The 11,865-nt window shown below is 65.1% G+C and carries 11 protein-coding genes; 4 read left to right on the top strand and 7 right to left on the bottom strand.

All coding sequences use genetic code 11. The annotated features are described in order from the left end of the window. Positions 1 to 449 (top strand): enoyl-CoA hydratase/isomerase family protein (locus tag ACLP4W_RS19880; protein WP_442388863.1); only part of this gene is annotated, 449 nt, incomplete at its 5' end. A gap of 21 nt (positions 450 to 470) precedes the next feature. Here ACLP4W_RS19880 and ACLP4W_RS19875 read toward each other — a convergent pair. The 4 genes from ACLP4W_RS19875 to ACLP4W_RS19860 all read right to left on the bottom strand — a co-directional run bounded on the left by ACLP4W_RS19875 (position 471) and on the right by ACLP4W_RS19860 (position 4,691). Further along, the gene (locus ACLP4W_RS19875; RefSeq protein WP_442388862.1) at positions 471 to 1,211 is read right to left on the bottom strand and encodes a FadR/GntR family transcriptional regulator; all 741 of its coding nucleotides are present in this window, start codon (positions 1,209 to 1,211) and stop codon (positions 471 to 473) included. Positions 1,212 to 1,331: 120 nt separating this feature from the next. After that, positions 1,332 to 2,474: an acyl-CoA dehydrogenase family protein gene (locus ACLP4W_RS19870; protein ID WP_442388860.1), complete on the bottom strand. Its 1,143-nt coding sequence runs from the start codon at positions 2,472 to 2,474 to the stop codon at positions 1,332 to 1,334. 28 nt (positions 2,475 to 2,502) lie between these two features. After that, a complete protein-coding gene (locus ACLP4W_RS19865; protein ID WP_442388865.1) occupies positions 2,503 to 3,486 on the bottom strand; it encodes an acyl-CoA dehydrogenase family protein in 984 nt (327 codons plus the stop codon). A 5-nt stretch (positions 3,487 to 3,491) separates the two neighbouring features. After that, the gene (locus ACLP4W_RS19860) at positions 3,492 to 4,691 is read right to left on the bottom strand and encodes an acyl-CoA dehydrogenase family protein (RefSeq protein WP_442388858.1); all 1,200 of its coding nucleotides are present in this window, start codon (positions 4,689 to 4,691) and stop codon (positions 3,492 to 3,494) included. Between the two features lie 117 nt (positions 4,692 to 4,808). Here ACLP4W_RS19860 and ACLP4W_RS19855 point away from each other — a divergent pair, with 117 nt between their 5' ends. Genes ACLP4W_RS19855 through ACLP4W_RS19845 form a run of 3 tightly spaced genes read left to right on the top strand, consistent with a single transcriptional unit; the run spans position 4,809 to position 8,492 of the window. Continuing rightward, the gene (locus tag ACLP4W_RS19855) at positions 4,809 to 6,302 is read left to right on the top strand and encodes an aldehyde dehydrogenase family protein (RefSeq protein WP_442388856.1); all 1,494 of its coding nucleotides are present in this window, start codon (positions 4,809 to 4,811) and stop codon (positions 6,300 to 6,302) included. A gap of 25 nt (positions 6,303 to 6,327) precedes the next feature. Beyond that, positions 6,328 to 7,536 (top strand): CaiB/BaiF CoA transferase family protein, encoded by a 1,209-nt coding sequence (locus tag ACLP4W_RS19850; protein ID WP_442388854.1) that lies wholly within the window; start codon positions 6,328 to 6,330, stop codon positions 7,534 to 7,536. Continuing rightward, entirely contained in the window at positions 7,533 to 8,492 is a 960-nt protein-coding gene (locus ACLP4W_RS19845; protein ID WP_442388852.1) for a VOC family protein, read from the top strand. The genes ACLP4W_RS19850 and ACLP4W_RS19845 overlap by 4 nt, the downstream gene beginning before the upstream one ends. Before the next feature lie 187 nt (positions 8,493 to 8,679). Here the strand turns inward: ACLP4W_RS19845 and ACLP4W_RS19840 are convergent, their stop codons facing one another. The 3 genes from ACLP4W_RS19840 to ACLP4W_RS19830 form a co-directional block, all read right to left on the bottom strand. Further along, the gene (locus ACLP4W_RS19840) at positions 8,680 to 9,591 is read right to left on the bottom strand and encodes an SDR family NAD(P)-dependent oxidoreductase (RefSeq protein WP_442388850.1); all 912 of its coding nucleotides are present in this window, start codon (positions 9,589 to 9,591) and stop codon (positions 8,680 to 8,682) included. A 9-nt stretch (positions 9,592 to 9,600) separates the two neighbouring features. After that, a complete protein-coding gene (locus ACLP4W_RS19835) occupies positions 9,601 to 10,788 on the bottom strand; it encodes an acetyl-CoA hydrolase/transferase C-terminal domain-containing protein (RefSeq protein ID WP_442388848.1) in 1,188 nt (395 codons plus the stop codon). Between the two features lie 28 nt (positions 10,789 to 10,816). After that, the coding region (locus ACLP4W_RS19830) for an acyl-CoA dehydrogenase family protein (RefSeq protein ID WP_442388846.1) at positions 10,817 to 11,865 on the bottom strand (1,049 nt) is incomplete at its 5' end.

Raw genomic sequence — 11,865 nt, 5'->3', positions numbered from 1 at the left:
CCGCGGTCGGCCTCGGGTGCTCCATCGCATTGTTGTCCGATCTGCTGGTGATGGGCGAAAGCAGCTATCTCGCCGATCCCCATGTGCCGGTGGGGCTGGTCGCCGGCGACGGCGGAGCCGCCATGCTGCCGCTGCTTATTGGGATGATGAAGGCCAAGGAGTACGTGCTGCTCGGCGACAAGATCACCGCCGATATCGCCAAGCAGCTCAACCTGGTGACCCGGGTTGCCAGTGACGACAAGGTGCTCGACGAGGCCGTGGCGCTGGGGGAGCGGTTGGCTGCCCTGCCGGCGCAGGCGGTGCGAGAGACCAAGAAAGCGATGAACATGCATCTCTCGCGCGCCGCGCTCGGCGTTCTCGAGTACGCGCTCGCGGCGGAGTACACCTCGTTCACCACAACGGAATTCAAGGACCGCGTCACCGCGTTCCGCTCCCGGTCAAAGAAGTGAACGCAGGTCAGAGGTACGTGGTCATTCGAAAAGGTCAAGGACCGTGGACACTTTGGAGCCCTCGAACAGGAACTCCTCCGCCTTGCGCAGGTGGCGGCTCCACAACTCGCCCGCTTTGTCGGCTTCCCCGGCCTTGATCATGTCGAGCACCATCCGATGAGTCTTGGCAGACCGGCGGACCGCCTGCTCGGCCTTCACGCCCTGGGTGGGCTGCAGCGACCGATTGGCCTTCTCGATGATGTGATGCAGCATCTCGCTGACCATCTGAAGCGTCTTGTTACCGGACAGCTGCGCGATCGCGGCGTGGAAGTCGGTCAACTGGTCGACGGCTGAGCTCCCCGGCGTCAGTTGCCCTTCCGCCTCGACGATCTGCTCGAGTTGGGCGATGACGGCGGGATTGCGGTCCTTCGCCAGCTGAACCACCATAGGCGTCTCCAGGGCCACCCGCGCATCGTAGACGTCCTTGAGCGTCACGCCGTCGTACTCGAGCATGAGGCCCGCGTAGCGGGCCAGCGTCTCACGCCTGGGCCTGGTCACCTGGGCGCCCCCACGCACACCGCGGTGCACTTGGATCAGCGACTCGGATTCCAGCACACGAAACGCTTCGCGCAAGGTAGGCCGCGACACGCCGAACCGTTCCATCAGTTCGGATTCGGGCGGAAGCATGGTGCCCTCGGGGATCTCGCCGCGAACGAACATCCTGCGTAGCACGGTGGCCACCCGATCGGCCATCTTCGGCTCTCGAAGGCTATTGACCTCCATGTGTTCCTCCGCAGACTACTGGTACGAAATCGCTAACTATTTCAAGATTAATGGACTTCCCTGGTCGGGCGCGGATCTGCGGCCCCGGATATGCGGTATGTCATAACGGGACGGCCGGACCTAGAACCCCATCGCCCGGCCCATCAAATCCTTCATGATCTCGGTGGTGCCACCGTAGAGCCGCTGCACCCGCGCGTCCCGCCACAATCGGGCGACCTCGTATTCGTTGATGTAGCCGTAGCCCCCGTAGATCTGCAAGCAGCGGTCCATGATCTCCCATTGGATCTCGGAGGTCCACCACTTCAGCCCGGCCGCGTCCTGGCCGGAGAGCTGGCCCTCGTTGAGCGCTAGGACACACTGATCCAGATACGTCTGCGCCGCATCGAGTTTGGTCTGCATCTCGGCGATGAAGTGCCGGTTGACCTGGAACTTGCCGATCGGCTGTCCGAACGCGGTGCGTTCGGACGCGTAGGTCATCGTGAGCTCGAGGGCACGACGTGCCGCGGGTAACGCGTAACACGCAATGCCGACCCGCTCACTGGGCAGATGTGAAACCAGGTGGTAGAAGCCCCTGTTGAGCTCGCCGACCAAGTTCTCCTTAGGGACCCGGACATTGTCGAAGAACAACTCGGCGGTGTCGGCCGAATACTGACCGATCTTGTCCAGTTTGCGGCCGCGGGTGAAGCCGTCCATGCCGTCCTCGATCATCAGCAGGCTGATTCCCTTGTGCCGCGCCGACGGATCGGTCTTGACGGCGGTGAGGACCAGCTTGGACAGCAGGCCGTTACTGATGAATGTTTTCTGGCCGTTGACAATCCACGCGTCACCGTCGTCGCGGGCGGTGGTCTTGATGCCCGCGAGATCCGACCCGGCGACCGGCTCGCTCATCGCGATCGAGCCGATGTATTCCCCGGAGATGAATTTGGGCAGCCAGCGCTCTTTCTGCTCCGCGGTGGTCAGGTCGTTCAGATACGGCATTAGGATGTCGTTCTGAACCCCCAGCCCGATGCCCACCGATCCGGTACTGAACATCTCCTCGGACACGATCTGGTTGAACCGGAAGTCGTCGATCCCCATGCCGCCGTATTTCTCCGGGAGGGCCCAGCCGATCAGCCCGTGCTCGCCGGCGGAACGCCAAGCTTCCCTGCTGACCTTGCCATCGCGTTCCCACTTTTCGGTGTTGGGGGCGCAGTCGCGTTCGAAGAAGGCGCGCGCGGTGGCGCGGAACTCGTCATGAACCCCCTCGAAGATGTTGCGGCGCATGGTTCCTTCTTTCCGTTCTGATCGGCGCTCAGTCCCAGGCGGTGACCGCTGGTAGGGCGCGGCCGGGGGAGTAAATCTCGAAGAGACGCTCAGCGAGTTGCGCCTCGAGTTGACGATAGGAACCGCACAGTGAATCGATCTGGAACCCTCGGGTGACGTAGCGATGCAGTTCGTGTTCGGAGGTCAATCCGATGGCGCCGCACACCTGCAATGCAGCGTCGGTGACCGTGCGGTGCACGCGGCCCGCGGCGGCCTTGGCGCTCAGCGCGGAGAGCCGTCCGCCGTATCGCCACGACTCGTCGAGCAGCGCCCGAGCACCCTCGAGGTGGGCCCACGCATCGGCCAGCGCATGCCTCGGTGACTGGAAGGCTCCGATCGGCGACCCGTACTGGACGCGGACGCTGATGTGTTCGACCGCGATCCGCAGGGCCCGCTCCGCAAGCGTGATGAGTTCGGTGGCAAGCGCCCGGTGCGCCGCGGCGATGGCCCGATTCCACTCGGTGGACGCATCACTCAGTGGCCCGCCCAGCGGACCCGATACCGACGTCCAATACACCGACGGGTCAAAGGTGTTCAGACGCCGACCGGTCAGCTCGCCGGCGTCGACCACGCCGATTGACACCGTCCCCATCGGGCCGGACACCGGGACGACCAGCCGGCCGCGTCCGTCGAGTGGCCCGAGCACAATGCCGGTGACCCGGTCGCCATCCGAGCCGGGGGCATAACCATGGGCCAGGTTGGGCAGGACGATCCCGTCGACTGGATCGTCGAGCAGATCGGATAGCTCGGCGACCATCGCGCGATCGAGGCAGTCGGTCTGCGCCAGCGACTGACCCTGTGCGCGGAACAGCAGCTCGCACGATTCGATCGGGTAGTCGGCCTCGATATCCGCCCAGCCCAGCTCTACCAACCGTGGACCGATCGCGATGTGGTCACCGGGGTTCTTGGCGGCGAGTTCGGCGAAGAGCCGGTACACCGCATCTTCGATCATCGGCCACGATTCGTCGGTCATCGTCGTCACCGTTTCTCCTTCGGTAGTCCGAGAAGGTGATCGGCGATGATGCCCCGTTGCACTTCGGCGGCGCCGCCCATCACCGTCGCGGCCCGCGAGTACCACCACTCCGCGCGCAGGGTGTCCAGTTCGGCGGGGTTGTCCGGTCCGACACCGGCGATCATCCACTCCCGGCGGAGGTCGAGCGCAAGGTCGTTAACCGCCTTCTCCGCGGTGCCGAACAGGAGCTTGTCGATGCTGCTCTCCGGTCCGACGGCCGTGCCGTTCGCCAGCTTGCGGACAGTGGTGGCGGTCCGCGCCTGCGCGCATGCGACGTCGATGTAGGCCTGTGCAAACCGCTCCCGGCTCGCGGCGGACGAGCCGCGTTGCACCATGTCGGCACGGAGCTTTCCCAGCTCGGTCAAAACCTTGTTCAGTACGGCGTATCCATACATGCCGCGCTCGTACTGCATGAGGTACATCGCCACGGCCCAGCCGCCGCCAACCTCACCGACGACCCGGTCGGCGGGCACCCGCACATCGTCGAAGAACACCTCGGCGAGCTCTCGGCGGCCGCTGGCCAGTGCGATGGGGCGGACGGTCACGCCCGGGCTGTCGGCGTCGATCATCAACATCGTCAAGCCGCGGTGCCGGCTTTCTGGTGTGCCCGTGCGGACAAGGGTGACGAGTCGCTTCGCGGTGGGGCCCTGGCTGGTCCAGATCTTCTGCCCGTTGACCACGAATCCGCCTGCGCCGTCGTCGACGGCCCGCGTGCGCAAGCTGGCCAAATCGCTACCCGATTCGGGTTCGGAGAAGGACTGCCCCCACCATTCGGAACCCTCGAGGTAGCGCGGCAAGTACTGGGCGGCAAGTGCGGGAGCGAACCTGATCAAGGCGGGGCCCAGCGTCTCGAGGGTCCATTGCTGGGCGGGGATGGGCAGCATCGCGTAGCCGAGCTCTTCGTAATAGACGGCACGGTGGATTTCGTCCCCACCGAGGCCCCCGGCTTCCTCGGGCCAGCCGTAGCGGTTCCAGCCGGCCCCGTACAGGCGCGTCAGCACGGTGGCGTCGAAGGACAAGCCGTCCTCGGCGCTGGTGAAGGCCGCGCGGCGCCATTCGTCTGCCCATCCCAGGTCCCGTAGATAACGGCGGAACTGCTGGCGGTACAGCGCTACATCCGTGACGAGTTCGTGCACGCTGCGGTCTGTACCGGCGGGGACCGACACCTGCACCCCTTTCGTCCGGCTCGAGGCACGTTCAGGTTGAGCCCTGAATCAGCTAAACAGTTAGCTATTAAAGAGGTAGGATAGCGCACATTGCCCGCTAAGCGAGAGGTAGTGCCAATGACGGCTTTCCCGGTCGCGCTCAGCAGTGTTGCGTTTAACCCGGAAACCCGGTTGTACATCGACGGTCAGTTGCGGATGTCGTCGACGGGTCAGACCGTCGACAATCTCAATCCCGCCACCGAGGAGGTCCTCGGAGTGTGCACTGATGCCGGCGCGCAGGACATGGCGGAAGCCATCGCGGCGGGCAGGCGTGCGTTCGACACCACCGACTGGTCGACGAACCGTGAATTCCGGAAACACTGCCTGCAGCAGCTACATGACGCGCTGCAGGAGGATAAAGAGCAGATGCGTGCCGAACTGGTGACCGAAGTCGGTTGCCCGGTGTCGACGACCTATATTGCGCAGCTGGATTGGCCGTTGGCCGACGGGATCGCCTACCCCGCACGACTCATCTCGGAATTCGCCTGGCAGCGAGTGCTTCCCGATGGTGCCCTGATGGGCGCCCCGTATCACCGCAGCGTCGTCAAGGAGCCGATCGGTGTCGTGGGTGCGATCACCCCGTGGAACTTCCCGGTGGAGATCATCACGAACAAGGTGGGCCAGATTCTCGCGACAGGCAACACGATGGTGCTCAAACCCGCGATCGAGACGCCGTGGAGCGCATTGCGGTGGGGGCGCCTGATCGCTGAAAAGACTGATATCCCTGCCGGAGTCGTGAACATCGTCCCGGCGTCGGACAACGACGTCGCGCAACTGCTGGTCACCGACCCACGGATCGATATGGTGTCGTTCACCGGATCGACCGCGGTCGGCAGGCTGATCGCGCGGCTGTCAGGGGAGACCATGAAGCGCAACCTGCTGGAGCTGGGCGGTAAGTCGGCCTACGTGGTACTCGACGACGCGGACATGGGCGTCGCGCTGCCCGGCTGTATCGCCGCGTTGATTCACTCGGGGCAGGGGTGTGCGTTGACTACCAGGATGCTGGTGCCGCGGCAGTTCTACGACCAGGCGGTCGACGTCGTCACCTCGATATTCGCCGGGATCGCCGTGGGTGATCCCAACGATGCCAGCAATTTCTGCGGGCCGCTGGTGTCGGCCAAGCAGCGCGACCGCGTCCTGGGCTACATCGACGGCGCGCGTGAGCAGGGGGCGCGCGTGACCGTCGGCGGCGCGGCGCCTGACGGTCTGGAACGCGGATACTTTGTCGCGCCAACGGTTCTGGAGGTAACCGCGCAGATGCGGGTTTTCCAGGAGGAGATCTTCGGACCAGTCATCACCATTACCCCTTACGACGGCGGAGACGACGGCGCGGTCGCGCTGGCCAACGATTCGTCCTACGGCCTTGCCGGCACAGTGGTGGGCTCCACGGAGCGGGCAATGTCGGTGGCCGGCCGTATCAGGGCCGGCTCGTTGATGGTCAACGGGGCAATGTACTACGGCGCTGACGCGCCATTCGGTGGGTACAAGATGAGCGGTCTGGGCCGCCAGAACGGCATCGAGGGATTCGAACAGCACCTGCAGACCAAGACCATCGCATACCCGGTCGTCTGAAAGCCGTACTCCAGCAGAGGAACTCATGACAGACATTCTCAGTGGCATTCGCGTCGTCGAACTCGCGGCGTGGACGTTCGTCCCCGCGGCCGGCGCAGTACTGGCCGACTGGGGTGCTGATGTGATCAAGATCGAACATCCCGAGACCGGTGATCCCCAACGAGGCTTGATCAGCTCGGGCATCGTCGCCGGCGCCAGTGGCGTCAACCACTTCATCGAACAGCCCAATCGGGGTAAGCGCAGCGTCGGTCTGGACACGCGCAGCCCCGAGGGTCTCGAACTGCTGATGAAGTTGTTGGAGAGCGCCGATGTGTTCCTGACCAATCTGCTACCGGATTCGCGACAGCGGATGGGCATCGACGTCGAGCAGGTCCGCGCCCGTAACCCGAAGATCATCTACGCGCGTGGACACGGCTATGGGACCAAGGGCGAACTTGCCGACCAGGGTGGATTCGATCTCGCGGCCTACTGGGCGCGCGGGGGGATCGGTGAGGGTTACGCCACGGACGATGCCTACCCGCCGATCCAGCGGCCTGCGTTCGGCGACGTCTACGGCGGCCTGTCGATCGCGGCGGGGATCGCCGGGGCGCTGTTCAAGAGGGAGCGCACCGGAGAGCCGTCGGTTGTCGACGTTTCGCTGCTCGGTGCCGCGATCTGGCAACTCGGGCCCGACATCGTCGGTGCCGGCGTCACTGGCGCCGACATTCCGAAGTTCCACCTCGAGGAGATGCCCAACCCGGCCGCCAGCATCTACGAGACCGGAGATGGTCGCCATATCGTGTTTGTACTGTTACAGTCCGACCGGTTCTGGGCCGACTTCTGCACCCGGTTGGGCCGCCCAGATCTCGTCGACGACGAGCGTTACGCCAACGCGATGGTGCGCTTCGCCAACCGGACGGACTGTATCGCCGAACTTCGCAAGACCATCGCTTCCCATGATCTGACCCACTGGGAGAAGGCATTCGCCGGATTCGACGGCGTGTGGGATGTCATGCGTACCGCCCACGAGGTCCACTCCGATCCACAGGCCATCGCCAACGGGTACCTGCCCCGCGTCACTGACGCCGCCGACAACGAATTCGCGCTGGCCGCGAGCCCGGTGCAGTTCGACGAAACTCCGCTGACGCTGACCCGCGCACCCGGACACGGGGAGCACACCGATGAAGTGTTGGCCGAACTCGGCTACGACGACGAGGAGATCATTGACTTCAAGATCAAGTCCGTGGTGCTGTGAGTGCGCTCCGATCCGACGATCTGGCCCGGCGCTTCCTGCACGTCAACCTGAACTGCGCCTCGCTGGACGCATCCGAGGCCTTCTATGCGGACGGACTCGGTCTGAGTGCACGGATGCGAACCGATCCGGCGGTGCCCACCAACGGCAGCATTCTCGGCTTGGAGGGTGAAACATACTGCGCAACTTCGTTTCTCTACGATGCCCGGGGCGGCCGTGCCGGCTGCGCGCTGGAGATCATCGATTACCGGACTCCGGCGCTGAGGCGCGATGCCAGCGCCGATCCCCTCCGTCGAGGCATCCGGTCGGCGCTGATGACGGTGCCCGACCTGCACGAGGCTGTGGCGGGGTTACGCGCGGCGGGCGCGACGGTCGGTGACCCGGTGGACGGGCTGATCTCGGAGTCGAAGGCGGTATTGGCGGTCGACCCGGACGGGGTGGTGGTCGAGCTGGCCCAGAGCACCCACGCCGGCGACACCGCAGCTGGCGCGCTGTTCTCCGGCATCAGGGTCGCCGCCGGCGACCCTGGGGCGATTGGCGAATTCCTCACCGCGATCGGCTTTCTCGAAGCGCAGCCGCCGACGTTGATGACGGTGTCCGGTGAACAGTTGGCGCCCGACGGGTCCGCCGAGCGCGCGGAATGCACCGTGGCCCGCTACGCACTCGCCGAGGATGGACATCGGTTCGTCATGACGGTGGTCGCGCACCCCGAGACGGCCGCGTCCGACCCGGTGCCGTGGGGCGGCAACCACCAGGGCCTCTACCGATGTGCACTGCGCGTCGAGAGTGTCGAGAAGGCACTCGATCAGGTGCCCAATTCGGTTGAGCGGATGGGCGATCCGGTGTGGTGCCCGCTTCCCGGCACCAAGATCGACGGCCTGTTCATCGCGTTCCTGCGTTCACCCGACGGCGTGGTGTTCGAGTTCGTCGAACGGCCGCTGAAATACTTCAGCCGCTAGCCGTCGTCTGGTCGGTGCTGTTCGCCGCAACTCGTGCGGGGTAGAAGCCCCGCGCCCATGAACGCAGCTGGGTGAAGCCGGCGTGTTCTGAGGGTGCCAACGCCGGCGGGTCCAAACTCCATGCGATCTGGAACCATCCGGGCTGCATGCTGGGTAGTTCGCTCATGGTCGGCGTTAGCTCGCTTTCTCACTTGATCGGGAGGGGCCCGGCCAGTCCGCGCGGGGCAGTGCCGAATAGCCAGCTGACAGCGTGGCCTATCTCTGAGAAGCTCAGCGAAATACCGTCTTTGGCGTGATAGCGCCCGGGCGTCTCGGTGAACCCCTCGATGCGGCTGAGCTTGTGCCCATCGATGCGCAGGATCTGGCCGGTCAGCCACGACGAGTCAGGTGACTGCAGCCAGGCCACCACCGCTGAGCTGCGCGCCGGATCGAGCGCGGGATCAGAAACCTTGTCGCCGCTGAAGAATCCCTCGCTGATTCGGGTCACCGCCAACGGCGAGATCGCGTTGGCCGACACACCGTAGCGGCGCCCCTCCATCGCGGTGACCATTGTCAGGTTCGCGATCGCCGCCTTGGCGGCACCGTATGCGCTCTGGCCGACGTTGCCCCATAGCCCGGCACCCGACACCGTGTTGACGATGTGCGCATCAATCTGATTGCCGGCCTTGGACTGTGCCCGCCAGTAGGCGCAGGCGTGCTTGGTGACGGCGAACGTGCCTTTGAGGTGTACGGCCACCACCGCGTCCCAGTCCGCCTCGGTGGCGTTGGCCACCATCGCATCGCGGACGATGCCAGCGTTGTTCACCACACCAGTGAGGGTCCCGAACTCCGCGACCGCCATGTCGATCATGTCGGCGACACCATCCCACGAAGCCACCGAACCAGTGTGTGCGAGCGCCTTTCCGCCCATTGCCGCGATCTCGGCCACCACGTCGGTGGCCGGCCCTGCTCCATCGGCGGCGGTGCCGTCGCGGCTCACTCCTGGGTCGTTGACGACGACTGCTGCACCTTGTTCGGCAAGCGCCAGACAATGGGCGCGACCGATACCCCGGCCGCCGCCGGTGACAAGAACCACGCGTCCGCTCAGGGGTGCGGTCATGGAGCTCCTTTACTCGAACAGTTCGGTGATGAGATGCCTGCGTCGTGTCCAGTCGGTGCCGCGCAGATCGGCGTGGCCGGATTCGGTGATGATCAGGTCGATGTCGTAGGCGGGTGTCGACACAGGCCGGCTGAGTTGGGACACCAACGGCGAGCGGCCGTTCGTGTGTGACGGGACCGCGATGATCGATAGCCCGCCGCGAATTTTCGCCGCGGCGGCGCAGTAGTCGGGGTGTCCGCCGATACCACCGACCACTTTGTCACCCACACCTTCGACGTTGACCTGACCGAACGCGTCGATCTCGATCGCAGTGTTCACGGCGACGAACGGGCCACCGCGCGACAACCGAGCCGCGTCGTGCGTGTACTCGGTACTGTGCAGGATCTGCTTTCCATCGGCCCAGTCGTAGAGCGTGTCGGTACCCAATAGGTATGTTGCCGAGGGCATGCCGATCAGCATGCCGCGCTGGTCGAGGTCGACCACAGCGTCAGTGAGTAGTCCGGTGTCAATGCGCAAAGGCACCGTCGTCCGGTTCAGCAGCGCCGTGCCGAGTGGACCCGGACCATATTGCAGCTGTGCACCTTCCGACACGAAACGCAGGACGTTATCGGCGAGTGCTTCGTGGACTGGGTCGGGCCTCTTCTGCGGTATCTGCAACGGGCCGTCATCGCTGTACCCCACGACGTCCACCATCGCGGGATCCAATGGTGGGCCCGCGTCGGCTGCCGGGGAGTTGGTGTCCACCACCGCCAGTACGCGGACGTCGGCGTCGATCAGCCCGCGCTGCCAGGACACCTCTGTGCCGAACTGCAGGGCCCCGTTCCGTTCGACCATGCGGGTGATCAGCACATCGGGGCGCAGCACGTCGGACAGGACCGCGACGACGGCGGTCAACCGGGTGGGCACGAAACGCGCTGTGGCGCATTGCAGAAGACTGCGTGAACCCCAACCTGGCATAAGAGTGACGACTTCACTGAACGCGCCGGGATCGATGCCGTCGAGCGGTGCGGGTAACCAGCCGAGCGCGAGGCGGATGTTGCCGACCTGCCGCGCCAACCTAGACAGCACCGCCCCGACCGCGTCACCGTTCTGTAGTGTGCGGGGCTGACCGACACCGTCCCCGAGGGCGACCGTGCTCCCGGGCCTCAGCACCGAACGCACCGCCGCCTCGAACCTGGGCACCTCGGAACGTGTCATCGCTGTACTCGGCTCTTCGCGCGAGCGCTCAACGCGGTTCTTTGGGCAGGCCGAGCACCCGCTCGCCGAGGATGTTGCGCTGAATCTCACTGGTGCCACCGAGGATGGTTTGCGCCCGGCCCACCAGCATGTGATGTACCAGTTCGTTATCCGCCGGGTCGGTGCACGCATCGGTGCCGAGCACATCGGTGGCCAGATCGCCCAAATCGCGGTCGGTTTCCGACGTCATTAGCTTGAGCACCGAGAAGGCAGGCGAGGTGAGATCACCAGACTCGATGGCCCGCTGCCAGGTGAACCGCAGCAGCCACATCCTTGCCCACAGCTTGGTCATTGACCGGGACAGCACCGGATCCAGCAGATTGCGGTCGCGCGCCGCCGCGACCATCCGCTCATGCAGCCGGAACATCGACACGGCTTGGGAACCAAGCGTCAGCCGCTCGCGACCAAGGGTGACGATCGCGATGCTCCAGCCCTGCCCGACATCACCGATCAGGGCGTCGTCGGCAAGCTCGGCACCGTCGAAGAAGACCTCGTTGAACTTGCTCTCGGCGTCCATCTGCATCAGTGGCCTCACGGTGACACCGGGCGTCTGCATCGGAACGACGAACATCGACAGCCCGCGATGTTTGTCCGGGCCGGTACGGGCTAGCAGTAAGCCGTAATTGGCCGACGCCGCGGCCGAACTCCACACCTTCTGGCCGTCGACACGCCAGCCGTTCGCGGTCCGCTCCGCGCGGGTGCGCACACCGGCTAAGTCCGATCCCGCGCCGGGTTCTGAGAAAAGCTGGCACCAGATGTCGTCGCCGAGCCGAATCGGCTCGAGGAAGCGGGCCTTCTGCTGGTCTGTCCCGAACTTGATGATTACCGGGCCGACTAGGTCGGCGCCGGTGATGTTCAGCTGACGGGGCACCCCGGCGCGCGCGCATTCCTCGGCGAAGACGGCTTGAAACGCCACCGTGGCGTCGGCGCCGCCGAACTCACGCGGCCAGTGCAGGCAGGTGTAGCCATGGGTCGCCAGATAGCGGTGCCATTGCTGCCCGGGCTCAACATCGGCCGCAGTCGGCGTGGCCCCATAGT

Source organism: Mycobacterium sp. (assembly GCF_052145595.1).
In the GTDB taxonomy this organism is placed as follows: Bacteria; Actinomycetota; Actinomycetes; order Mycobacteriales; family Mycobacteriaceae; genus Mycobacterium.
The sequence above is the reverse complement of the archived record's forward strand: the minus strand, read 5'-3'. Positions and strand labels throughout refer to the sequence as shown.